This is a genomic window from Bacteroides difficilis, from assembly GCF_048319815.1.
Taxonomy (GTDB): domain Bacteria; phylum Bacteroidota; class Bacteroidia; order Bacteroidales; family Bacteroidaceae; genus Bacteroides; species Bacteroides zhangwenhongii.
Map to the genome: position 1 here is coordinate 914,470 of NZ_CP182814.1, position 26,127 is coordinate 940,596.

A 26,127-nucleotide genomic window follows, 5' to 3' on the forward strand; every position below is an offset into this window, starting at 1 on the left:
ACAAGTAGCATTCCTCTTTTTTAATTAGAATCACTCTTCATCCGTTCCGCAAATGCGCACACAAGCTACAGATCGTCAACGGGCGGCACAATAAAATGCATCTGATTGCCACGTCCCACTCTCTTGATAACCCCTTCGGCCGCAAAAGACTTGAGGTCGGCAAGCGCGGAGTTCTTCAAGCGACCTGTGATTTCAGTATAAGTAGTCCTTGTGATGAACCCATGCTTCCGGATATGCTGCAATACAATTTGTTCCAGTTGCTCCCTGTCCCACTCTTTCGAAGTACGGAAACCAATACACCTCCTACGCTCCAAGTCTCCCCTGATACCGGTACGGAAAGACTTGGACGCACGGAAATTCACTCCATCAAAGGAAACGGAATTTGAACGCAAGTCATTCTTGTTCTCCACCAGGCGGGACTTTACTTTGGCAGAGAAGAATCCGAACTCTCCCAACTCCACCCGATATCCTTCACTCAGGTACTCCAACGTCTCGTTCTGCAACTCGGAAAGGATTCCTTCTATCATCCCCTCCTTGAAACCGGTTCTTTGGGCCACTGTCCGGATAAGACGCTCTGCCGTAATCGTTCCGCTATACACAATGTCGGCATACATTGTTTCCTTCTCACCCTCTTTCGTGGTAAGGGACGGTTTTTTCTTCAAATTGTAATAAGCCATAATTCTTTTCTTACTATGTTTAGGACTCTTCAGTGCAGAGAATAAGAATGTTCAGTGCAGAAAACAGTGCGGTTTTATGTAGCCGGGAAGTCGTCACCTTGCAAGGTGACCATCGGCACCTTACAAAGGGACAAAAGGCACTTTATAGGGTGACAAACGGCACCTTATAGAGTGACATCTCTTTAGAGAAAAGAATAAAACCTGTAAAGATACGAATTTAATCAGCGAAAAGCAAGACCGCCTACTAATTATTTGTAAATCAACGTAGACAAATATTCCTCTGCAAACATTTCATTGGACACCTCCAACAACTGTTCCGCCGTCAAAGCTTCTATGCGTTTAAAGACAAGCTCGGACGACTCGTATTTGTGATAATGCAAATAGGTCTTCGCCATTCCCAAAGCATTATTCTCAAAATTGTCCGAAGCCACTCCTATTTGTCCTATCAGTTGCTTTTTGGCCGCCGCCAACTGGGACGAAGTCATCTTCGTATCCCGCATCCGCTTCAACTCTTTATAGGTCAGTTTCAGACAGGTATCCATATCTTCAACATCAGTGCCGAAGTAGATACAGAAAGCTCCCGTATCGGTATAAGAAGTCAGATTGGACTCGACATTATATACCAGTCCCCTACGTTCGCGCAGAGATACATTCAGCTTGCTGTTCATACCGGGACCGCCAAGAATATTGTTCAGCAAATAAAGCGCCGTACGCTTATCGTCATACGCATTGTATCCACGACTGCCAATCATCACATGAGCCTGATGCGTATCCTTAGCGACTGTCAAATGCTCGGGAACATAAAGCGAAGGAGGCACACGTCGGCTGTTTACCTCTCCGGCAGGGACATCCGACAGATACTTCTCCGCCAGACGGATTATTCTTCTGAAGTCATATTGCCCTTGAACGAAGAATACCATATTTCCCGGCTGATAGAACCGGCGCGTAAATGAAAGGACATCTTCGGTGCGAAAGCTACGCAACAGCTCCGGCTTACCCAGGATGTTCCTCCCCAACGGGTGGTTACGGAAAATCATATCCTCGAAATCATCGAATATCAATTCCGACGGAGTGTCTTCGTATGATTGGATTTCATCAATGATAACCTCCGTTTCCTTCTCAATCTCGTGTTGGGGAAAAGTGGAATGAAACACAATATCCCCCAGCAATTCGAGCGCCCGTTCCAGATGTTCGGTCAGGAAAGCGGAATAGACTACCGTTTCTTCTTTATTGGTGTAGGCATTCAAGTCGCCGCCTACATTCTCCATCCGGTTAAGGATATGCCAGGCTTTCCGCTTCTCCGTCCCCTTAAAGATGAGATGCTCCACAAAATGAGCCATCCCCTGTTCGTGCTCCGCCTCATCGCGTGTTCCGGCGTCGATGGCAAAACCACAATAAGCTACTTTCGAGAGAGTCGGTTCATGGATAATACGAAGGCCATTCGGTAGTGTATATTCGTTATAATGCATTGTTTTCTACTTCCTTATTGAATTATGCCGCAAAAATACAATAAAACTTATTGCTGTTTATAGAAAATTGCAGATATTTGTGGACTATAACAGTAACAACGTATATGGAAAAGATAGGAATATTCTGTTCTGCCGCCGCAAACATTGACAAAATGTACTTTGAAAGTGCCCGCCAAATCGGCGAGTGGATGGGTAAAACAGGTAAAACGTTGATTTATGGAGGAGCCGATCTCGGACTTATGGAATGCGTAGCGCGTGCCGTGAAGGAAAACGGCGGTAAAGTAATCGGGGTAGTTCCTACCAAACTGGAAGAGAAAGGACGTGTCTGCACGTTCCTTGATGAAGTGATCCATACCCACAACCTTAGTGACCGGAAAGATATCATGACAGAGCAATCGGATATCCTGGTAGCATTGCCGGGAGGCATAGGCACATTGGACGAGATATTCCATGTAATGGCTGCCGCTTCTATCGGATACCACCGGAAAAAAGTCATCTTCTACAACGAATACGGTTTCTATGACGAACTGTTGAAAACACTCAAGACATTAGAGGATAAAGGATTTGCCCGGCAGCCTTTCTCCACCTATTACGAAATAGCAAACACGCCGGAAGAATTAAAAGAAAAAATAAACTGATTATATGATAGACTCCATCAAACAACTATTGCAACAGGAAGCACAAGCCGTGCTCAACATCCCTGTAACAGACGCATACGAGAAAGCTGTACAACTGATTGTAGAACAAGTACATCAGAAAAACGGGAAACTGGTTACTTCCGGCATGGGAAAAGCCGGACAAATTGCGATGAACATTGCTACTACTTTCTGTTCCACCGGTATTCCGTCCGTTTTCCTGCACCCAAGCGAAGCGCAACACGGCGACTTGGGAATCCTGCAGAAGAACGACTTGCTTTTATTAATCTCCAATTCCGGCAAGACACGTGAGATTGTCGAACTGACCCGGCTGGCACATAACCTCGATCCGGACTTGAAGTTCATCGTGATCACCGGAAATCCGGACAGTCCGTTGGCACAAGAATCGGATGTCTGCCTGAGCACCGGAAAACCGGCTGAAGTCTGTACATTAGGAATGACTCCTACCACCTCGACAACCGCGATGACCGTCATCGGCGATATCTTAGTGGTACAGACCATGAAAAAGACCCAATTCACCATAGAAGAATATTCGAAACGCCACCACGGCGGTTATCTGGGAGAAAAATCAAGGTCACTATGCGAAAAGTAATCGGTATCGGAGAGACCATCCTCGATATCATCTTTCGAGGAGAACAGCCTTCCGCAGCCGTGCCGGGAGGCTCCGTGTTCAACGGCATCGTGTCCTTAGGAAGAATGGGAGTCAACGTCGGTTTCATCAGTGAGACCGGCAATGACCGTGTAGGGAATATCATCCTGCAATTCATGCGTGAAAACAACATCCCAACCGATCATGTGAATGTATTTCCCGACGGCAAATCACCTGTATCGCTCGCTTTTCTCAATGAGCAAAGTGACGCTGAATATATCTTTTACAAGGACTACCCGAAGCAACGTCTGGATGTTCTGTTTCCGAAACTAGAGGAAGACGACATTGTCATGGTGGGTTCTTATTACGCACTGAATCCGGTTCTAAGGGAGAAGATTCTCGAATTACTAGATCAGGCGCGTGAGAAGAGAGCCATTATCTACTATGATCCGAACTTCCGTTCTTCACACAAGAATGAAGCGATGAAACTGGCCCCTACCATTATCGAGAATCTGGAATATGCAGATATTGTGCGCGGTTCTTTGGAGGACTTCCTCTACATGTATAATATGCAGGACGTAGACAAAATATACAAAGATAAGATAAAGTTCTACTGTCCCCGTTTTGTCTGCACCGCCGGTGGCGACAAAGTGTCTTTGCGTACCAACCTGGTCAGCAAAGAATACCCGATAGAGCCGTTGGAAGCCGTCAGCACCATCGGAGCCGGTGATAACTTTAACGCAGGCCTGATCTACGGACTGCTTAAATATGATGTCCGTTACCGCGACCTGAATAATTTGAATGAAGAGATCTGGGATAAAATCATTCAGTGCGGAAAAGACTTTGCCGCCGAAGTTTGCCGCAGTTTCAGCAATTCGGTTTCGGTGGAATTCGCAAAGGGATACCGATAACGGGAACACACGTAAATTACTATTAACTTTGGCTAATTATCGCAAAGGAATTACCACATCTGCCGGTAATTCCTAACTTTGCGTATATGATTCACCCAGACAAAGAAACTATGTACAAGAACCTGTTAAGCTGGCTTACCATTCTATTGGTGCTTCCATCCTGTTCCGACACCCCGCCGACCATATCAGTGGTATGCGAAGAAAACAATGTAGGAAACTGCGTCATCAAATGGGAGACCACTCCTTTACTGAAAGGGCGGGTACAAGTATACGCTTCCACTTCTCCTACATCGATTCCGGAAGATTCTCCGGTGGCAATGAGCAATATCTCCAGCGGTAAGATGACAATTATAACGGAGGACCCGTCCCAGCGTTATTACTATCTGATGGTGTTCAACAACAAATACCGGGTCAGAGTGGCTACCCGTAATGTCAATATTCCCGGCATACAGAACTTCCGTGACTTGGGAGGATATAAATCTACTGATACAGGGAAAATCATCAGTTGGGGTATGCTTTATCGTTCCGCACAGATAGACAGCATTTCCCCCTGCTCACGACGGGAACTCAAAAACATGGGTGTACGAACCATCATCGACCTCCGTTCGGAAGAAGAACGCCATAACTACCCGCAATTGAGTGATAACGAATTCAAGATTGTGCATATACCTATTCCGACAGGCAATATGGAAAGTATCTTGCAAGGAATCCAGAAAGAGAAAATAAAGAGTGACACCATTTACCGTCTGGTAGAACGGATGAACCGTGAACTGGTAGCAAATTATCAAAAAGAGTTCAAGGAGGTGTTCAACGTACTTCTCAATCCGGACTGTTATCCTGCCGTGATTCACTGTACCTCCGGAAAAGGACGGACAGGAGTAGTGTCGGCCTTACTGCTTGCTGCATTAGGGGTGAATGAAGACGTGATTATGTCCGATTACCGTCTAAGCAACGACTATTTCAATATACCCAAAGCCTCAAAATACGCCTACGAGCTACCGGTGAATTCACAGGAAGCAATTACCACCATCTACTCGGCCAAAGAGGACTTCCTGAATGCCGCCAAAGAACAAATTGAGTCGGAATATGGAAGCGTTCAAGCCTACTTGAAAAAAGGAATCGGACTTTCGGCAGAAGAAATAGAGCAGTTACGCAGTATATTGTTAATAAATTGACTATCTTTGCAGCCGAAATAAAAGATATACAGAGATTTAATGAAGACATTTGAAGAGCTTGGCGTTTCTCCGGAGATACGTAGAGCAATTGAAGAGATGGGATATGAGAATCCCATGCCGGTACAAGAAGAAGTGATTCCGTACCTTTTAGGAGAAAATAATGATGTAGTAGCTCTTGCACAGACAGGAACAGGTAAAACAGCCGCATTCGGTTTGCCCTTGCTCCAACAGATTGACGTAAAAAACAGAATTCCACAATCACTTATCCTCTGCCCTACCCGTGAGCTTTGCCTCCAGATAGCAGGTGATCTGAATGATTATTCCAAATACATTGACGGACTGAAAGTGCTGCCTGTATATGGCGGTTCTTCTATCGACAGTCAGATACGCAGCTTGAAAAGGGGGGTACATATCATTGTCGCCACTCCCGGACGTTTGCTGGATTTGATGGAACGCAAAACCGTATCTCTATCGACTATCCGCAACGTTGTGATGGACGAAGCGGACGAGATGCTGAACATGGGATTTACGGAAAGTATCAACGCTATTCTTGCCGATGTTCCGAAGGAGCGTAACACATTGCTTTTCTCGGCAACGATGAGCCCGGAAATCGCGCGTATCTCAAAGAATTACCTGCAGAACGCAAAAGAAATCACGATTGGTCGTAAAAACGAAAGCACCAGTAACGTAAAGCACGTTGCCTATACGGTGCACGCCAAAGATAAATACGAAGCGCTGAAACGCATCGTTGACTATTATCCGCAGATCTACGGTATCATCTTCTGCCGCACACGTAAGGAAACTCAAGAGATTGCAGACAAACTGATGCAGGAGGGTTATAACGCCGATTCACTGCACGGTGAACTTTCGCAGGCGCAACGCGATGCTGTAATGCAAAAATTCCGTATCCGCAACTTGCAACTGCTTGTCGCTACGGACGTAGCTGCCCGTGGTCTGGACGTGGACGACCTGACTCATGTCATCAATTATGGATTGCCGGATGACACGGAAAGTTATACCCACCGTAGCGGTCGTACGGGACGTGCCGGAAAGACTGGTACTTCTATCGCTATCATCAACCTCCGCGAGAAAGGAAAGATGCGCGAGATAGAGCGCATTATCGGCAAAAAGTTCATTCCGGGCGAAATGCCGACGGCAGCCGGAATCTGTCAGAAGCAGTTGCTGAAAGTGATTGACGAGCTTGAAAAGGTGAAAGTCAATGAGGAAGAGATTGCCGAGTTCATGCCGGACATTTACCGCAAACTGGAGTGGTTAAGCAAGGAAGACTTGATTAAACGCATGGTGTCGCATGAGTTCAACCGTTTCGCTGAATATTACCGTAACCGTGCCGAAATAGAGATCCCGACCGACAGTCGCGGAGAACGTGCCGGACGGGGTGATCGCAAAGAAGGTGGTTTCGAGAAAAGAAGCAGGAAAGCCGCTCCGGGCTTCAACCGTCTGTTCATCAACTTGGGTAAGACGGACAGTTTCTTCCCTAGCGATCTTATCGGTCTGCTCAACAGCAATACACGCGGACGTATTGAGCTCGGACGTATCGACCTGATGCAGAACTTCTCTTTCTTCGAAGTTCCGGAAAAGGAGACGATCAATGTAGTAAAAGCTTTAAGTCGCAGTAAATGGAACGGACGCAAAGTGGTAGTGGAAGTATCCAACGAAGAAGGAGGCAAAGAACGTGCCCCACGCCGTGAGAACAAGGATAGAAAGCCCAAAGAGGTCTCGGTGAAAGGCTCCAAAGCGGGCAAGAAAGAGAAACCAAGCCGTGCCGAACGGGGATATGCAAACGCACGTGGTCCTAAAAAGAAGGATGATTGGCAGGCGTTCTTCAAAGACAAAGAGCCTGACTTCAGCGAAGAAGGATGGGCACGCAGAAAACCGAAGAAATAGATTCACCACAGATTACACGGATTAACACAGATTAAGACGAAGATTAAACGTGAATTGAAGAAAGAAAAGAATAAAACGTTTCTCCTCTCTTAATCTGTGTTAATCCGTGTAATCTGTGGTGAAAAAGACTTCGGTATACATATAAACTGTTTTATTTGGCTATTTTCAACTCCTTGATAAGATTCCCTGCTTTTCCGTACTTTTCTATAATAAAAAGTACATAACGGATGTCTACACCTATACAACGTTGAAGCTCGGGTTCAAAGACAATATCACTGCTCATTGCTTCCCAATTACCATCGAATGCCAATCCCAACAATTCACCTTTACCATTAAACATGGCACTGCCGGAATTTCCTCCCGTAATATCATTGTTAGAGATAAAGCAAACACTCATATCCCCCTTTTCATTAGCATATCTACCGAAATCACCGGAAGAAAACAGACTCAGCAGTTCCGGTTGGACAGCAAAGTCAATATCTCCGGCGTGCTCTTTCACCTTTTCAAAGATTCCTTTTACAGTCGTATAATAATCATAAACAGCTCCGTCAAAAGGTGAGTAACCGTTCACCGTCCCAAAGCTCAAACGCATGGTAGAATTAGCATCGGGGTAGAAGTTACGGTCGGCATACATACGACGCATGGCAGCATTGAACACACGCTCCCCCTGTTCTATCTGTTCGGAAGCCTCAGAGATACTTTGATTCATCTCATAATACTTCACTATCAGATCGAGACTTAAAGCTACAGCCGGATCCTCAAATAAGTTATAGGTAGTATCCCGCTCCAAGAAACGTTTCAGACCTTTGGAAGAGGTTATTTGGGACGTGGCATACAGAGAATCCACATAGACCTGAATGTTCCCGTTGTAAAGCGTATCAATCTTCTCATACATGGCAGGCAGATACTTCTTGTCTACTTTTGCCTGATATTCTTTGAGCATGGAGGCAAAGACTTCTTTGTCAATGGCAAGATCCAGATTGTCATATTTCTCCAATAGTTTCTTGATACGTGTAACTACCTGCTTCTCTTCCGCCTCAAAATCGAAATTCAGGATTTCCAAGGCAAGCTGAACCAGTTCAGGACCATTAATAAATGCTTCACCGAAATAGGCTAAGGCATGATTTGTCTCCCGACGACCGCTGTAACTCAATTCCAAAGAAGAAAAAAGACGAAGCAACTTTTCTCTTTCCGCCGGATGAGATTGAATCCATTCGCGAAGTGCAGCCTCAGCCGCCCGTTTCTTTTCCAGAACTTTCAAATGCTTGATAGCCTTGTTTGTTCCAATGCTGTTTTTCCAGTAGTTAGAGCTCTCGTCGTACTTTGAAGCATACTTGATACGAATATCCGGACGATGGTCCATCTCCCGCTTCCAGATAGCCTGTTTCACTCCACGCACATCAATCATAGCCTGATTGATACCGTTCATCATTTCTTCGATACCGTACGAAGAAAGATAGCGTTCCGTACTTCCCGGATAACCAAGCGTCATGCAGAACGAGCCTTCCTTATAGCCATCCAAAGAGATAGGAGCTACATATTCGGGGTGATAGGGAACGTTTTCGGGGGAATAGTCCGCCGGACCGTTCTGGGCATTGGCGTAAATACGGAATACGCTAAAATCACCAGTATGACGCGGCCACATCCAATTATCCGTATCCCACCCGAATTTACCGACAGAAGAAGGAGGAGCAAAAACCAGGCGTACATCATTATAATCCCGATAGACGGAAAGCCAAAATTCATTTCCCGCATAATAAGCGTCTACAACACCGGTCAGGGTAGAATCCTTTTCGGAAACTTCCATTCCGATTACATTCATGATAGAGTCGACGGCTACCCTGCGTTCCGCTTCTGTTCTGGCATATTTGGCAGCAGACAGTACCCGCTTGGTAACATCTTCCGTGCGAAGCAGAAAACGGACATACAACTCCGGATTCGGCAGTTCTTCTTGAAGGCTACGCGCCACGAAGCCATCTTTCAGATAATCGTGCTCCACCGAAGAGTGTTGCTGAATACTGCTGAACCCGCAGTGATGGTTAGTAAAAACCAGCCCGTCGTCCGAGACCACCACTCCCGAGCAAAAACCTCCAAAGCTAACCACAGCATCCGCAAGACACGGTTTCTTCGGATTATAGAGTTTGCTTACAGGCATCTGCAAACCAAGATCTTTCATCACCCGTTCTGTCTGCTTGTTCTTTTTAAGGTTTCCCAACAACCACATTCCCTCATTGGCAAAAGCATTCGAGAGACAGATAGAAAGAAGCACGACGGCGGTTAGTCTGAATTTCATGTTCTTATTTTTAGATTCATTATTCTGTAATCAGTCGCAACTGCTTGGCTCCCCTTTCAGCCATTCGCTGATTTTTTCTTTCTCGGCAACGGAGGGGCGTTTGGAGAATTTCAATACAGCCAATGTGACTGTATCCGTTTTCAACGAATCAACCCGTACCTCAAGTGAATGAGCAATGGAAAGAGTGGTGATGGAAGGATAAAGTACCTTCAACTCAGGAACCAGTTTACGGCTCATTGCATCATATGTCTTGTATTCTTCCAAAGTTTTCTCCAGTTGGGAGATCTTCACTTTCTGTTCCTGAAGCCGTTGCTCGCTGTTCTTGTAGAAGTCTTCCATCACCATAGCACGAATGGAAGACACATCTACCGCTTCATTGTTCATACCCTGCAATACAATTAACTTTGTATCGTCCAGCTTATATTCTTTCAATTTGCTGCGAGCGATGGAGATGGACGCATCCGGCACCTCAGAACCGATCAGAACAACGCGAACTTCTTTATGTTCATAACTGATCTTTTTGTCGAGTACCTGCGTATTGTCAAATCCCAGCTGTTCGTTAATAAAACGATTGGCTGCCGCTTCGTAGAAAGTACTTTTTATAATGCCGTAGGTCAGGTAAACAGCCGGACACATCGTCAGGATGACAATCAGAACAATGTACTTGCGTACGGTCTTCTCACGGGTTTTATCTACAAACTCTTTCCGTTGGAAGTGCATCACACGGACACCGAGAAAAGTAGCCAGACTGATAAATACGGAGTTGATGAAATAGAGATAGAAGGCTCCCAGAAAATAAATCAGATTACCGGACGCCAATCCGTATCCTGCCGTACAAAGCGGCGGCATTAATGCAGTAGCGATAGCAACTCCCGGAATCACATTTCCTTTTTCTTTGGTGGAAAGAGCTACAACACCCGCCAGACCACCGAAGAGTGCGATAAATACATCGTAGATTGTAGGTGAAGTACGCGCCAAGAGCTCTGATTGCGAACCGGCGATAGGAGCGAAAAGGAAAAAGATCGTTGCGGTCGTCACACTGAAAGCTGTCGTAATAAGGAAACTCTTCAAAGAGCGTTTCATCAGTTCAAAGTCGTTCAAACCGACAGACAGTCCTACTCCCATGATAGGCCCCATCAACGGAGAAATCAGCATGGCACCGATGATTACAGCAGTAGAATTGACGTTCAAACCAAGTGACGCCATAAAAATGGCAAAGATTAGAATCCATAAGTTAGCTCCTTTGAACTCTACTCCCTTGCGGATAGAATCAACAGTTTCCAGTTCGTTATCCTTATCCTTTCTCAAGTCCAGATATTCGCCTAGAAAGGATTTGATGGCAAATTTATTGCGTTCATCTGTTTTCATGATTATTTCTTCTTTATGAATCGGTTAATAACAGGGATCTGACTTAACGGTAGATCGCGTTTGATAATATAAGCAACAAACAGTAATAAGAGTATCGTACGGAAAGCAAGACGTAGCGCAAGATTAGAGATAGGCACCTGTTCCCCGAGAATGTACAAAACGGCAGCTAACGCCACATAGCAACCGATTCCCCGCAGATCATACCCGATAGGGTATTTCTTCTGACCGACAAAGTAGGACAGCAGCATAGCCACAGCATAACCGGTAAAACCGGCCCAGGCACAAGCCATATACCCATATATAGGAATCAAGAAAATATTCATCAGTACGACAATGAGACAAGCAATCAGCGAGAAGTAAGCTCCCCATTTGGTCTCATCCGTCAACTTATACCAGAAAGAAAGGTTGAAATAAATACCCATAAACATCTCGGCAATCATCACAATAGGAACAACACGAAGTCCCTCCCAATAATCACGGCCTATGACATATCGCAAAATATCCAAGTAGAACATCACCGCCAGGAAAGCAAGCACGGTGAAAATGATAAAGAACTTCATAGCCTGTGCATACATCTGTTTGTTATCCTTATCCTTGCTCTTGCCAAACACAAAGGGCTCATAAGCAAAACGGAAGGCTTGGGTAAACATTGCCATAATCATGGCTATCTTACTGGTTGCCCCGTAAATGCCAAGTTGCACGGCTGCTTCAGCCTCATCCGGATAGACAAACGGGAAAATAATCTTATCAGCTACCTGGTTCAAGATTCCGGCAATACCGAGAATCAACATCGGAAACGAATAATAGAGCATTCGTTTCATCAAAGAACGGTCAATGCAATAACGGAAAGCACGAAATTCCGGTATTAGTCCCATCATCACCGTAAACGAACAAATCAAATTTATCAAGAAAGCAGCTCCTACATCCGTACCTTTCAGAACCACGAAATAAGTGATATTCAAAGAAATACTGATAAATATAAAGAGTAGCTTCAGCCCCGCAAACTTGATGGGGCGTTTCTTATAACGCAGATATGCAAAAGGAATGGCTTGTATAGCGTCCATCGCAATCACGATGAGCATCATCCCTAAATACCAAGGATGTTCTCCATAACCGAATAAATCGGCAATAGGAGACAAAAACAGAAGGCAGAGAAGTAAAAAAGTAAGAGAGACACTGCTCACCATCAACAAAGAGGTAGAATATACCCGGTTCGGATCATCATCTCCCTTATTTGCAAAACGGAAAAAACCGGTTTCCATACCAAAAGTCAGCAATACGAGTAATAAAGCTACAATGGCATACATATTAGTGATTACCCCATAGCCACCGCTCGAAGCCGGAAGGGAGATCGTATAGATAGGCACCAACAGATAATTGAGGAATTTCCCTATAATACTGCTTGCACCATAAATTGCGGTGTCTTTTGCCAATGATTTTAATTCTGCCATTTTTATTAGTGATTAGTTGTTTGGTGGTCAATGATTAAACGATCATTAATCACCAAACAACGTTTTCTGGTTTCCGCTATAAAGACTTCTTCCCAAATGCTTATAAGCAAGCTCCGTCACTTCACGCCCGCGAGGAGTACGTTTCATGAATCCTTCTTTTATGAGGAAAGGCTCATATACCTCTTCAATGGTTCCCGCATCTTCTCCTAAAGCGGTTGCAATAGTCGTCAGTCCCACAGGACCACCTTTGAATTTGTCTATAATCGTGCAGAGAATCTTGTTATCTATTTCATCCAAGCCGTATTTGTCGATGTTCAGTGCTTCCAATGCAAACTGAGCTATCTCCGTATCAATAGAGCCGGAGCCTTTCACCTGCGCAAAGTCACGTACCCGACGGAGCAACGCATTGGCTATACGAGGGGTTCCACGACTGCGGGAAGCTATCTCAGCCGCCGCACGTATCGAACAAGGCACATCCAATATAGATGCGGAACGACGAATTATGCTACTCAAGATATCATCATCGTAATACTCCAGATGCAGGTTAATACCGAAACGGGCACGAAGCGGAGCTGTCAGCAAACCACTACGTGTTGTCGCTCCAACCAACGTAAAAGGATTCAAATCAATTTGAATGCTGCGCGCAGAAGGACCTTTATCAATCATAATATCGATACGATAGTCTTCCATAGCAGAGTAAAGATACTCTTCTACTACCGGAGACAACCGATGAATCTCATCAATAAAAAGCACATCATTCGGCTCAAGACTAGTTAATACACCTGCCAAATCTCCCGGCTTATCAAGTACAGGACCGGAAGTGACTTTAAATCCAACTCCCAATTCGTTGGCGATAATATTCGAAAGAGTTGTTTTTCCTAATCCGGGAGGACCGTGCAACAGCACATGATCGAGTGCTTCTCCACGCAGGCGCGCCGCCTTCACAAAAATGCGAAGGTTTTCCACCACCTTGTCCTGTCCGCTAAAGTCTTCAAAGCTTAACGGACGGAGTGCATTCTCGAAATCCCGTTCTTTTGAAGTAAGCTGATGTTCGCGTATGTTAAAATCTTCCTGTTCCATTTATTTCTTGAAAGTAGGAGACAAAGATAGAGATTTACATTCATTTTCAGTATAAGAAAAACAAATAATATAGATTAAATTACCGAATCGAAATTCCAAGCCTGTATATGCCTTATTCCCTCTTTAGAAGGCAAAGCTATATCGTCCAGCGACACCAGATATTTCTCATAATTATCGTCAATAGCTTCTAGCGGAGCATATTCACGCTTCACGGTAATTTCATCGAATAGCAAATAGGTGCTCTGTACATAGATCGTCCTGTCTCCTTTGATAGCGACAAAGTCGACCTCCTTATCTTTAACGCTACCCACATAAACATCATATCCCTTCCTTCGCAAATCAAGGTAAAGCAGATTCTCCAACTGATAGCCAGCTCCATAGGAAAATCCCCTATATAGATAGTTATAGAATGAAAGATCGTTCACATAATATTTGCAGTTCCCTGCAATAGTCTCACGACCTTTAATATTATAACGTTCCGCCCGATGAATCAAATAAGCTTCTTCAATAAATTTCAGATAGGCTGATACAGTTTCATAACTCGTTTTCTGTCCCCTGCTTTTAAAATAGTTCACAATATTACGCACCGAAAGCAAATTGGACGCATTATTGACGATATACACGAAGATATCTTCGAGCAAACGGGCATCTTTAATACTATATCGCTGTATCACATCTCGCAGTAACACTGTATCTTTAAGCGCAGAAACGTAATTACGCAATGCTTCAGCCTGTGAAAGGGAAAATAATTCAGGCATACCTCCGCTTTGCAGATATTCTACATAGCTTTGTTTATCAAGGCTCTTACCTGTTATACCTGCAAATTCCGTATATGACAAGGGGAAAACCACAAAATTGACATAGCGACCAGACAATAAAGTAGCCAACTCTCCAGACAACATACTGGAATTGGATCCGCTTACAAAAAGTTCATACTCATTCATATAGTCCTGTGAATAAGAGTTCACGAAACGTTCCCACCCCTCTATATTTTGAACCTCGTCAATGAATAAATAAACCTTTCCCTGTGGATGTACTCTCTCCAAATAGAGTTTAAACAGTGCATCCAAGTCTTTGTATGTTTGTAAAAAATCAAAATCCGTCAGTTCTCTGTTGACTAAAAATATATTTCTCTGATCTACCCCATCGGCAACAAGCCTCGCCGCTATCTGTCGCAACAAATAGCTTTTACCCACACGCCTTTGCCCCACAAGCACTTTCACCAACCGGTTCCCTATATATTCTATTATCTTATCAGTATATTCGTGACGTATAAAACCCAATTGAGGGGTATTCCCTCCCCACAAATTATACTTCTCCAGAAACTGAAAATATTCGTTCATATCCAAGCTTTTTGCAAATATAGCTAAAAGTTTCGACCAGACTCTACAAAGCTGCCTGAATTATTAAAACTTTCGACCTGACTCTACACTTTTCTCACAAATAGAACATTGCCATAAGCCTGAACATCCTTTCAATCCCTATCCCATAAAAAGAAAGAATCCCGGAGAATCTGGTCCGGCTGTAGCAAATTCCACTTCAAAGCCTCCTACAAACCGAAAGTTATAACTATATTTGTACGCATTCTATAACATACATACAATCAACTATGGTTCTAAATTACATTTGGATAGGATTCTTTGTTATTGCTTTCATCATCGCCCTCTTGAAAGTTATTTTTCTTGGAGACACAGAGATATTCACTGCTATCATGAACTCTACATTCGACTCTTCAAAGACAGCTTTTGAAATCTCGCTAGGCCTTACAGGAGTATTGGCGCTTTGGTTGGGTATCATGAAGATTGGTGAGAACAGTGGATTGATTAATGCACTGGCCCGCTTTCTAAGTCCGGTGCTTTGCCGCTTGTTTCCGGACATTCCTAAAGGGCATCCGGTGCTAGGCTCCATCTTTATGAATATGTCTGCCAATATGCTCGGTTTGGACAATGCCGCCACCCCGTTGGGACTGAAAGCCATGAAAGAACTGCAAGAACTGAATCCGAAAAAGGATACCGCTTCCAATCCAATGATTATGTTCTTGGTGATTAATACCTCCGGCCTCATCATTATTCCGATCAGCATCATGGTATATCGTGCACAAATGGGAGCTGCACAACCTACGGATGTATTTATTCCTATCCTGATAAGTACTTTCATTTCAACTTTAGTCGGAGTTATAGCAGTCAGCATCGCTCAAAAGATAAACTTGATCAATAAACCAATTCTCATTTTAATGGGTGTTATCTGCCTTTTCTTTTCGGGATTGATCTATCTGTTTCTAAGTGTATCGCGGGAGGATATGGGGACTTACTCTACACTGATAGCGAATATTCTGTTGTTCAGTGTCATCATCCTGTTTATTTTAACGGGAATCAGAAAGAAAATCAATGTATACGATTCTTTTGTAGAAGGAGCCAAAGAAGGATTTACGACGGCTGTACGCATCATTCCTTATCTGGTTGCTTTTCTGGTAGGAATTGCAGTGTTCCGCACTTCGGGAGCAATGGATTTTCTGGTGGGAGGTATCGGCTATATAGTAGGTCTATGTGGGGTTGATACAAGCTTTGTCGGAGCCTTGCCTACTGCACTGATGAAATCACTTAGTGGCAGCGGTGCAAACGGCCTGATGATCGATACGATGAAAGAACTAGGGCCGGATTCATTTGTCGGGCGTATGAGTTGCGTCGTACGCGGAGCTTCAGATACCACATTCTACATTTTGGCCGTTTATTTCGGCAGTGTGGGAATTACCAAAACTCGTAATGCGGTGACCTGTGGTCTGATTGCAGACTTTTCGGGTATCATAGCCGCTATCTTAATCAGTTATTTATTTTTCTTTTAAATCATAACATTCAATTATGGCTGTAACTTATCAAACAGAAGGCGTAAAAATGCCTGATATCAAGAAACGTGAGACTACGGAATGGATAAAAGCCGTAGCAGCTTCTTATGGAAAAAGACTCGGTGAAATCGCTTATATCTTCTGCTCGGACGAAAAGATTCTGGAGGTAAACCGTCAATATCTGCAACATGACTACTACACGGATATCATTACTTTCGATTATTGTGAAGGCGATCGTTTATCAGGTGACTTATTCATTAGCCTGGACACAATACGCACTAATGCGGAGCAATTTGGTGCTTCTTATGACGACGAACTGCACCGTGTCATTATCCATGGGATTCTTCATCTTTGCGGTATTAACGATAAAGGACCCGGAGAACGGGAAATTATGGAAGCTGCGGAAAATAAGGCTTTGGCTATGCGACAAGTGTAAGCAAACCTCCACAGCAAACGGGTTCAAAAAGTAATCAGTTTACTAAAACATACTATACTGTAACATACACTAACTATAATGAAGACGCCCCATCGTAATCACTACGACGGGGCGTTTTCATTAGCAACGGAATTGCTAACACTATTTATTCAAGAGAGAGAAATTTATTATTTGATCTCTACCGCTTTATTTATGCGATAAATTAAAAGTTCATAATGTGAACGATCAGCTTCAGGCATAACCGCAATACTCTTTTCCAACATCTCTTTCGTACGCATCAACATATCAAAATAATATGCAGCGACTTTGGTCTGATTCGTATAAATAGGCGGAATAGATGAGAAACCACTTACTTCTTCAGGAGTCTGCAAAGAATGCAGATAGTGCTCTACATTTTCTCCTTCACGCAAAGCAGCCAGACTGATCTCCGATTTCCGGGTATCTGCAAATGACGTCTTTGAAGCCTTAAAGCTACCAATAGGTGCAGTCACTGTAGAAGTAGCAATAATACTTTCCAGAAAAGCAGTCTGCAGAGCCTTCTCAACATTATCCAACGTACGACGTTTCAAAGTTCCTTCCCATACTACATTATAAATGTCATCCAAATATTCAGAAGCCGTATAAGCCGTTTCCGGGAAACGTTCCGTACACACTTCAATATAAGGCAAACGATTAAAGATATTCTTGAAAATTTCCAAACGCATCATATCTGCCTTCTTATCAACAATTGTGAAATCCGTGGCACGAGCTGCACTCTCTATCCAGTCCAGATCTTTTGCCAGACTCAGCACCCTGTCCAATGCAGCCTTTTGCTTCTCGCGGTCTACCATCGAGTAACTCGGAAGCACATCTTTCTCACGAATATCGTTCAGATAAATACCACCGACATACGAAAGAACCGCATATACACGACTGTTCAACCGATCACAAAGTGCTGAATATACCCGCTTACGCATTGTCATGTCCTTGTCCCCTTTTGAGAACCAAGTATAATAATTCTCACAACCGGTACGGATATTGGAAAGCATATAATCAAATGACTTCAAGTGATCATCTCCCAAGCCTCCACGAGTATTACGCGGGTCTGAATCAAAACGGGGCTGACTACGAATATAAGCATAATGAGGATCCCCTGTGTGTTGACGGATCCAGCTATCCAACGTTGCTTTTTCTTCTTGCAAAGAAGAAGCATAAATAGGCTGATACAGATATTTGATAACCAGCTCATCATATGGTCCAGGGTTCGTATTGACCAAACGCACTCCTTTCCGGACATCATCAGCCGTAGCCACATCATTAATCACTACCCCACCCATCACAGAAGAAGCCAAACCATACTTCTGCGTAAAGTTGACAGAACGCAAAGAATCTACCGGATAAGCAACAGGAGCTCCCCAGTTCACATTAAGTCCTAATCCTGTTCCTACTGCCTGAGCAATAGCGGCTTGAATCAGTTCACCTTGCACCTCTTGCGGGAAAATAACAGTACGCACACGAGGATCGGTTGCCACAGTTGCCGCAATACGGTCTACATACTGTACACTGATCAAGTTCGCATTAATCAATATAGAAGCATTCAAAATCTCACCGGTACGAGCATCAGAGTGAAGAGTGGTTTGTGCAGTATTCATCCATGAAGCAGAGTAACGGATGGTCATGCAATCCAAACTGTGTGCATTAAACAAAGTATCATTCTTAGGAAACTCCTTCACACAAATCACATTCTTAAAACCAATCTTTTCAAAAGCTTTATTCCAAGATTCCGCTCCGGCTTTAATATAAGGATGCCATTTGACGGGTAGTAAGCTATCAATATAGAATACTAATTGTTTCTTCGGTTCCACCAGTTCACCCCGACGGTAAGCAGCGGAATCCGAAGGCTCAATCCGCCAACGTTTTGCATAACGTATATTCTTCACCTCTTGCCCCGCCCCGGCGAAGTCACTTTTCAACTGTGTAGTCAATCCAAGACGTGAATCTGCCAAACGGGGAGTCATAGGCTCTTCCGGCAAAACACATAACATCTTATTTACCACAGCCGTCAACGGAACATTCTCATACATACTATAGGCTCCCATCAAAGTGTGATTCACCTTATATGCCAATTCTTCACGAACGGTAATATTATCTCCAGAAGCGGAAACGCCCAAGATAGACGATTTATCAGATTCCAAGGAGTGGTCGCGAGATACAAAACCATAATAGCCGTTAGCAGAAGTCGATGGGAAAGGTTTGGTAAAAGCCGAACCTTCCAAGAATAAACTTTTCATATTCACTACAAGGGCGGAACTATCCGGTGTACATGCCAGCACTTTAAAGCTCTTGAAGATACCCGGATTATGTGAATGATTCAGTGCACGGGCAATATCAGAGTCACCACTCGTATTGACAGGTTTGCTCAACAAAGGCATACGCGCCACGATTGTCGAATCGATCATCTCAAAACGCAAACGTACATCTGTTCCGCCCAGTTGTCCCGGTGCACCTTCCCCACCGTCACTCGTGTTTTCTATAGAAGAAGTCAGCAACAGTTCCCGTCCTAACATAGTAACCGGAAACTCAACATACACTTTATCTTCCACCTTATGAATAGTCATCAGCCCATGAGCTGTCTGCACTTTCTTGTTCTTGAAAAGCTTCTGATAAGGTGTCAGCACTTCTTTCTTTTCCTCTTTTTTCTTCTTTTTAAAAGGCCAGATCGCATTTCCGTCTTGTGGCAGGCAACACATAAAAAGAAGCAATAAACAAAGTATCTTACTATATCTATTTCTCATACTTCCTATCATTTTAATGCCTGGTCAATTTTGTACAACAATAAGCGATAATGGCGTTGCGTATCGGCAGAGCCGGTAGAAGCACTTGCTGCAACCAAGCTACGGATTTTCTTCAATTCACCGAAATAAACATGCTCCATCGGTTCCAACGGAGCCTTCAAATCAACCCCATCCTCAAAACCGCTAATTTCTTCCAAACGGGCTGCCTGCATTTCAGCATGCTTATTATTAAAGCATCCCATAAATTCTTCCGAGACGATGCCAAAACGCTCACGAGAAGCAGCCTTCAACCATTCAGGAATCTCGATAATACCATACATATCCGTAATACCTTTACGAGTCGCATTTTTAGTAACTCCGGTTACAGATCCTTCTATCAGTTTTGTCAGATAATTCATCTGCAGACGCATCTCCGTATCTGTCAAAGTTTTACCAGCACGTGTCGGTGCCCATACAAAACGTTCGATATCTGCCAGATATTCTTTTTGAGTATAAGGAGCGGATGTCGCCTTATCCGAACAGATAGAAACAGCACCACAACGGGATAAAATACCATCAATAATCGCGTTTTCCATTTGCATGGCTACAGAAGTACGGATAGGAAACTCTTTCAAAGTCTCATTCGCATCCAACCAAGAAAGATCTTTCAACTCATTCAACAAGAAACTCAACGCTTTCTTCTGTTGCTCTTTCGACACAGTCTGGTAACTCGGACGCTGATCTCCGTCATAACGTTCATTCAGATAAATACCTCCGATATCAGCTAACACGAAGCTTAAATAGCGTACATATCCATAGACAACTTCATCATATAAAGCAGTACGGAACTCAAAATCCTTATCTTTGTCTGCTACCCATTCATTAATATGTTTCAGGATATATTGCAGATTACGACGACCATATTCTGAAGCTTTCACAGGATCATCTCCCAAATCTTCTTCTACGGAACTCGGATCGAAGCGACGTTTAAACTGCTGCTTACCATAACGATACTTGGGATCACCCGATTTCTCACTGATCCATTTGTCCAGTATAGGAATTTCTTCTTCAGATGTTTTCGCCTCAAATATCGGTTTATACAACCAGGAGATCGCATAATAATCATAAGCGCCAAGTTCAGGAGGTGTCATGCGTACCCCTTTCTCCTTATCACCCGGCTGTGCTATATAGTTATTACGCGCATAATCCATGATAGAATAAGTCGTTCCATACTCCTGAGTAAATTTCGGATCACGCAATGATTCTACAGGAATGGAAGAAGAACCCGCCATATTATGCATTAGAGACAGAGTGTGCCCTACCTCATGAGAAAGCACGTAAGCGATACAGTCTCCCAACAAGTCTTCACGCAACACTACGTCACGAACTTCTTTATCTGCCGGGGCAGTCTGCAAGAAACGCCAGTACTGAACCAACTGCACAATATTATGATATACCGTTACTGATGCATTTATGATCTCTCCCGAACGAGGATCAATCCAAGAAGGTCCCATTGCGTTGGCTACAGTAGAAGGGGCATAACGGATACAAGAATATTTGATATTTTCCGGATCAAAGTTAGGATCGTTTTTAGGAAAATCCTTTGCTATAATCGCATTCTTAAAGCCAATCTTCTCAAATGCTTTCTGCCATACCTCAACTCCTTTATGAATGTATTTATTCCAACTCAACGGGAATGCATCATCAATATAGAAAACAATAGGCTTTTTAGGTTCTACTAACTCTCCACGCAGATATGCAGCAGAATCCGACGGCTCCAGATTCCAACGATGAGCAATATGGCGAGTACGCAATCCGCGTCCTTCGGAAGCAAACTCAACAATAGAGTGTTCGAAAATACCAATACGCGGATCGGCATAACGATGACGCATCGGCTTTTCCGGCAACAAGATAAAGCTACGGTTCATCACAGCAGAGAAAGGCATGTTTTTTACCGCATAACCTCCTTTAGCCCCTACACTTACTTTATAAGTCAGCAAGGAACGGACACTGACATTATCTTCAAAACCTTTGATGCCCTGTATAAAGGAGCTTTCCTTCTCAAAATTCTTATCAATGTTCGCTCCCATCATTTCTATCAATGAATAAGGAGAGAAAGGAGAGAGCATTTTCTTATCGCTCAACAAGTAGCCGGTCATATCAAACACAACGGCACTACTGTCATTATTGTAAGCCTTTATCTCGAAAGTTTCGGCAATAGCCGGCATTGTACTACTCTGCAAACGTTTTTTAATTTCCCGATCATCCGAAAACTGTCCTGCCTGCACACGACGCAATGTGATCGTTGAATCACGCTGCACGAAACGAATCAAAAAAGGATCACTAGACTTCTCACCTACACATCCAAACTGATTATCCGTTGTTTCTGCAATTGTAGATCCCAACAGGATATCACGATTGAGCACTTTGAGCGGTAACTCAAAATAAACTTTGTTATCAAACTTATGAAGAGTAATAAAACCTTTTGCCGTCGTGACCTTCTTGCCTTTGAACAGCTTATCATACTTGGTTTCTTTCTTCTCCTTCTTCTCTGACGTCACTTGAGTAGTAGAAGCTTTCTTCTTGTTTTTCTTCTTAGCTACAGCGGGGGTTATTATCCCCCCGCATAGTGCCACCAAAAGAAGTAAATAGATTTTCTTTCGCATATAAATATTTTAATTTTTAATAATTGATTTACATCACCCAGTTGGCGGCTTGCTTCCACTTATAGATGACTTCTATAACTTTACCCAACCCGCCTTGCTTGAAACGAATTTTTTCTTTCGAATCGCTAGTATTCATAACATCCCGAATAACGGAAGTAGAGAAATCCAAGACATAAAATTCACCATTTTCTAACCCGACACCGGCATCACCCTGGTAAGCGGAATTATTTACATCAATACTTTTTATCGGAGCATCAAATTGATGATATTTATACACTTTACTTCCATTAAAATAGTAGAAATATAAGGAGTTTCCACTGGAAATCAACAAATAAGGGCGATAATCTTGTGCATAATACAAAGCAAATTGAGAATCTTCTTTCACTATAGCACCCAATTCTGACGTTACATCTGTCTGCGAGTTAATCTCTGCATCAATACTTCCTCCCCCATAATAATCACCTATGGTGAAATCTTGCAAAAAATAACGGTTACTTTTACGAAGCACTGCCGTATATTTCAATCCCATATAAGAATCATCACTATGAGCATCTACATAAAGCACCTCATAATCAGACATATCGTCCAATTTACCCCAATCCGGATTTCTTTCATAAATTGACTCGTTAGTAACAGAAGGTACAATCAGTTGTCCACAATACTTCCTGCCATTCCATGACTGATAATCTGTAATATGAAAGTAGCGTTTCGAATTCTTATCATAGAGTAGCGTTCCTCCATGCTCGCAAAAACGCGGAGCACGTACTACCATCGTACCGTCTACCGGTTGTTGCCGATATGACAACGGAAGCTCGTCCATAAAAGAACTGTTGTTAAACAGTTTATAAGAATCCTTAATACGAGTATATACCTTTCCATCCATACCTATTGCCATAGAAAGATACAGCATATCATATACCCTCCAAGGTTCGAACCCTTGCGGATAGGCTCCATGAATGAACATAGACGGCAATGTACCTTCGGTTTTATAGGTACTTCCGGAAACATCTATTGTACCTTGTCCCCCTTGTTGCACCAGCCAAAGCCAACTGGTAAAGTCCTGCGGTTTGTCTTCTGGCCATAAAGAGACAAAGTGCTGACTGATAGAGACCGGCTTGCCTCCCAGAGAACTACCGGCATTAGAAATACCATACACATCTTTAGTCACAGCACAATCATACACAGACTCGTCTTCTTTGCCGTTTTCGCCTGGTACAATCTTTGTAGTCGGACGTAGGTAGGTCAACATTGCCGTTCCGTCCTCTTTTTCAGACAAGACTACCCAAGCACTGTTTACATAAGGAGAAGTTATAGTAATACTCGAAGCATAAAAATAAGATACACCAGTTTCCGTATCTGTCACGGTCAGTCGCAAATCCATATATTTTCCTTCTTCATCCGCCATCCAATTCAGATTACGATCGGTAGAGATTTGCCGTCTGTTCAACGACCATGAATATGCTAGTTTGTTGGTCTCTTCTCCCAAAGAGAATGCAAGTTGAGGTTCAATCTTCAGCACATCGCCCATTACAAACTCAGTAGCCTCCATCGTAAAATTGACAGTTACATCATTCATCAACTTATAGTCATAGTTTCCTTTGTCCTCATAGCAAGAAGACAAGCAACAAACTACGACAGCCACTGTCATCCAATATATCTTTCTCATATACATTTCTTTCAAACTAAATTAATAAATAGGCACTGTCATCGGCTTGCCATTTGCTTCCTCCAAACCATATTTTTCAATAGCATCTTTCAGGCGCAATGCACACTGACGCTGTTCTGCCGAATTCAACTCTCCAAAACGAAGCACTTCCTCGCCACCATATTCTACCAATGCCAAATACTTTTCACGAGTATATGCTCCCAAATAAACGGTTTCTACATCTTTCGTCCACCATAAAGGTTTGCTTTGTACGTTATTGAATACGATTTTTATAGTCTCGTAGTTCTTTACACTCCCGGCAAAATGTTCATTCGGCTCTATCCTTAACAGCAATTCTACATCCTCTTTCAGTGATTCGGTTTTCTTCAATTTCAATTCCAAAACATCTTCCGCCACATTAGCTCCAAAAGTCGGATTGATGGGTAACTCATAGTTTTCACTTTGTGCCGTTGTCTTGTCTGCTACTACTCCAACTTTATAAACAGTAGGCGTTTCAAACGGACTTCCTACCAATCGCATACCAATTTTCACTGTCAGTTCATCATCAAGTGGATAGTTGTTAAACGATAGTTCGATTGCTTCATCTCCACTTTCCATCAGTTCACTGAAAAACAAATAGTGCTCCCCATGATAGGGCTTTATTTCATCTTCAGAACAAGCGACCAAGCACAAAGCAAATAACGATAATAATATGTATTGTTTCATCTTTCTACTGTATTAATCTTATTAAATATCTTCGTTTTCAGGATGCTCAAACACAAAATTCACGTTCTTTTCATCCATATCAAAAGGCTCTTTCATATTCAGACGCTTATACAGAAAGTACAACTGTCCTTCTCCAATCAATTCTTTACGCATCTCTTTGATCATCTCCTTGTAAAAAGCATCTAAAGATGAAGGTTCGGGAAGAGCCAACATCAGCCCCCTGGCATGACGAACAACATCTAATGCCGCACCAGCTTTATCCAACTGATTGTTACGTGCATAATACTCGCCAACTATATAATACAATTCACTCAATCTCAGCATTGGTATCATGTCATAACCAATAGTACCCTCCTCTATCAGATATTTCCGGGAACAATAAGAAGCTCCTGTGACCAATGTCAACATCTCATCTTTTCCACGCACATCTTCTTTCTTCTCCAGTTCTTCATCATAAATATCATCTTTACTGAACAAGAACAGATTTTCACTACCGTTATTAGTGAATGGCTTGTACTCATCGGTCAATACATTGTTATGAGAAATCGTAAAAATCAAGCTCTTGCTGTCTTTCTTGTCTTTCGATAACTCTGCCGAATTAATGAAATCGAAATAAGCTCTGTCTTTATAAGTAGAGTTAATAACCTCTTCCGAGCAACTGAAAGCGGCATCGTAATCTTTTGCCCACATATACATGCGTGCCATCCAAGCTGTAATGGCATAATAATTCATGCGATAGCCGCGAAAAGCATAAAACACATCATCAGGCAAGTCTGTGGTTACTCCATCCCCTCTCATACGTACATCATATTGCATCCATTCCGGATGTTGCTCTACATCGCACATAGCTACCAAACGTCGGGCTTCTTTAAAATCCGCTTCTATCTTCTTCAAGATTTCCGCGTTTGTATAATAGGTTGTATTGATAACAGGATACTCGTCCACATAAGGGATGTATGCTTTTCCATCATCGACCTCCATAGAAGGAGCAAACATACGCAGAAGCTCGAAGTGCATCAATGCACGCAATGCTAACGCTTCGCCCCAGATCATATTCTTCTCCATCTCTACTCCGTCAAAAAGCATTGCGTCTGCCTCACTGATATTGTGAATTAGGTTATTGCAGCTGGCAATCACATTATATCCTTTCGACCACATCGCCGAAATAAAAGACTTCACATCGGTATCATCGTAAAGAAACTGGTAAGTTTTATAATAAGAACCTGTATTCTTAAGGTGTTCCGGCAGGTACTGATGTCCCAGCACTTCAATAAATCCATAACTCAGGTTTCGTCCATAAAGGGAGTTGTCCGACATATTCAAGTAGATGCCGTTAAGTGCATTACGGTAACCGCTCCCTTTGGCGAACAGATCTTCTTCATTCACTTCGTTGGAAGGAGACACTTCCAGCCAATCGCAACTGCCCGCCAACAGCATCACTAAGAATAAATATAGTGTATTTTTAATTCTGATTTTCATTGTGTA

At 43.1% G+C, this 26,127-nt stretch carries 18 protein-coding genes and 1 pseudogene; 7 read left to right on the forward strand and 12 right to left on the reverse strand.

The genetic code is table 11. The annotated features are described in order from the left end of the window. Nucleotides 1–65: 65 nt before the first annotated feature. Nucleotides 66–677, reverse strand: a complete 612-nt coding sequence (locus ACNOGP_RS03515; RefSeq protein WP_287664300.1) for an HU family DNA-binding protein — start codon at nt 675–677, stop codon at nt 66–68. Between the two features lie 248 nt (nt 678–925). Then, entirely contained in the window at nt 926–2,146 is a 1,221-nt protein-coding gene (locus tag ACNOGP_RS03520; RefSeq protein ID WP_195474576.1) for a M16 family metallopeptidase, read from the reverse strand. Between the two features lie 104 nt (nt 2,147–2,250). Between ACNOGP_RS03520 and ACNOGP_RS03525 the strand changes: the two genes are divergently transcribed. From ACNOGP_RS03525 to ACNOGP_RS03545, 5 genes are all read left to right on the forward strand, one after another. Further along, nucleotides 2,251–2,784, forward strand: coding sequence for a TIGR00730 family Rossman fold protein (locus ACNOGP_RS03525; protein ID WP_186966286.1), 534 nt, complete (start codon nt 2,251–2,253; stop codon nt 2,782–2,784). Between the two features lie 4 nt (nt 2,785–2,788). Next, nucleotides 2,789–3,394, forward strand: coding sequence for an SIS domain-containing protein (locus ACNOGP_RS03530; RefSeq protein ID WP_007762879.1), 606 nt, complete (start codon nt 2,789–2,791; stop codon nt 3,392–3,394). Further along, the gene (locus ACNOGP_RS03535) at nt 3,382–4,302 is read left to right on the forward strand and encodes a carbohydrate kinase family protein (protein WP_418214082.1); all 921 of its coding nucleotides are present in this window, start codon (nt 3,382–3,384) and stop codon (nt 4,300–4,302) included. The genes ACNOGP_RS03530 and ACNOGP_RS03535 overlap by 13 nt, the downstream gene beginning before the upstream one ends. Nucleotides 4,303–4,412: 110 nt before the next feature. Further along, nucleotides 4,413–5,477: a tyrosine-protein phosphatase gene (locus ACNOGP_RS03540; RefSeq protein WP_143867156.1), complete on the forward strand. Its 1,065-nt coding sequence runs from the start codon at nt 4,413–4,415 to the stop codon at nt 5,475–5,477. A gap of 39 nt (nt 5,478–5,516) precedes the next feature. Then, a complete protein-coding gene (locus ACNOGP_RS03545) occupies nt 5,517–7,382 on the forward strand; it encodes a DEAD/DEAH box helicase (RefSeq protein WP_418214083.1) in 1,866 nt (621 codons plus the stop codon). Nucleotides 7,383–7,533: 151 nt separating this feature from the next. Here the strand turns inward: ACNOGP_RS03545 and ACNOGP_RS03550 are convergent, their stop codons facing one another. From ACNOGP_RS03550 to ACNOGP_RS03570, 5 genes and pseudogenes are all read right to left on the reverse strand, one after another. Beyond that, entirely contained in the window at nt 7,534–9,675 is a 2,142-nt protein-coding gene (locus ACNOGP_RS03550) for a S46 family peptidase (RefSeq protein WP_418214084.1), read from the reverse strand. Between the two features lie 19 nt (nt 9,676–9,694). Then, nucleotides 9,695–11,043, reverse strand: a pseudogene (locus ACNOGP_RS03555) (TIGR00341 family protein). A gap of 2 nt (nt 11,044–11,045) precedes the next feature. After that, nucleotides 11,046–12,494: a lipopolysaccharide biosynthesis protein gene (locus tag ACNOGP_RS03560; RefSeq protein ID WP_143867116.1), complete on the reverse strand. Its 1,449-nt coding sequence runs from the start codon at nt 12,492–12,494 to the stop codon at nt 11,046–11,048. A gap of 45 nt (nt 12,495–12,539) precedes the next feature. Then, nucleotides 12,540–13,574 carry a Holliday junction branch migration DNA helicase RuvB gene (ruvB, locus tag ACNOGP_RS03565; RefSeq protein WP_143867118.1) on the reverse strand — a complete coding sequence of 345 codons (1,035 nt, stop codon included), beginning with the start codon at nt 13,572–13,574 and terminating at the stop codon, nt 12,540–12,542. A 74-nt stretch (nt 13,575–13,648) separates the two neighbouring features. Then, entirely contained in the window at nt 13,649–14,917 is a 1,269-nt protein-coding gene (locus ACNOGP_RS03570; protein ID WP_418214085.1) for an ATP-binding protein, read from the reverse strand. 266 nt (nt 14,918–15,183) lie between these two features. Between ACNOGP_RS03570 and ACNOGP_RS03575 the strand changes: the two genes are divergently transcribed. Further along, complete coding sequence (locus ACNOGP_RS03575; protein WP_195474543.1) at nt 15,184–16,416, forward strand: nucleoside recognition domain-containing protein; 1,233 nt, start codon at nt 15,184–15,186, stop codon at nt 16,414–16,416. 16 nt (nt 16,417–16,432) lie between these two features. Continuing rightward, nucleotides 16,433–16,852 carry an rRNA maturation RNase YbeY gene (gene ybeY / locus ACNOGP_RS03580; protein WP_007762844.1) on the forward strand — a complete coding sequence of 140 codons (420 nt, stop codon included), beginning with the start codon at nt 16,433–16,435 and terminating at the stop codon, nt 16,850–16,852. Nucleotides 16,853–17,019: 167 nt separating this feature from the next. Here the strand turns inward: ybeY and ACNOGP_RS03585 are convergent, their stop codons facing one another. Genes ACNOGP_RS03585 through ACNOGP_RS03605 form a run of 5 tightly spaced genes read right to left on the reverse strand, consistent with a single transcriptional unit; the run spans nt 17,020 to nt 26,121 of the window. Then, entirely contained in the window at nt 17,020–19,626 is a 2,607-nt protein-coding gene (locus ACNOGP_RS03585) for a zinc-dependent metalloprotease (protein WP_418214086.1), read from the reverse strand. Nucleotides 19,627–19,634: 8 nt separating this feature from the next. Then, the gene (locus ACNOGP_RS03590) at nt 19,635–22,271 is read right to left on the reverse strand and encodes a zinc-dependent metalloprotease (RefSeq protein ID WP_418214087.1); all 2,637 of its coding nucleotides are present in this window, start codon (nt 22,269–22,271) and stop codon (nt 19,635–19,637) included. 28 nt (nt 22,272–22,299) lie between these two features. Continuing rightward, nucleotides 22,300–23,937, reverse strand: a complete 1,638-nt coding sequence (locus ACNOGP_RS03595; RefSeq protein ID WP_186966279.1) for a PKD-like family lipoprotein — start codon at nt 23,935–23,937, stop codon at nt 22,300–22,302. Between the two features lie 21 nt (nt 23,938–23,958). Then, nucleotides 23,959–24,642 (reverse strand): DUF4843 domain-containing protein, encoded by a 684-nt coding sequence (locus tag ACNOGP_RS03600; RefSeq protein ID WP_186966278.1) that lies wholly within the window; start codon nt 24,640–24,642, stop codon nt 23,959–23,961. Between the two features lie 21 nt (nt 24,643–24,663). After that, nucleotides 24,664–26,121 (reverse strand): RagB/SusD family nutrient uptake outer membrane protein, encoded by a 1,458-nt coding sequence (locus ACNOGP_RS03605; RefSeq protein WP_238482930.1) that lies wholly within the window; start codon nt 26,119–26,121, stop codon nt 24,664–24,666. Between the last annotated feature and the right edge of the window lie 6 nt (nt 26,122–26,127).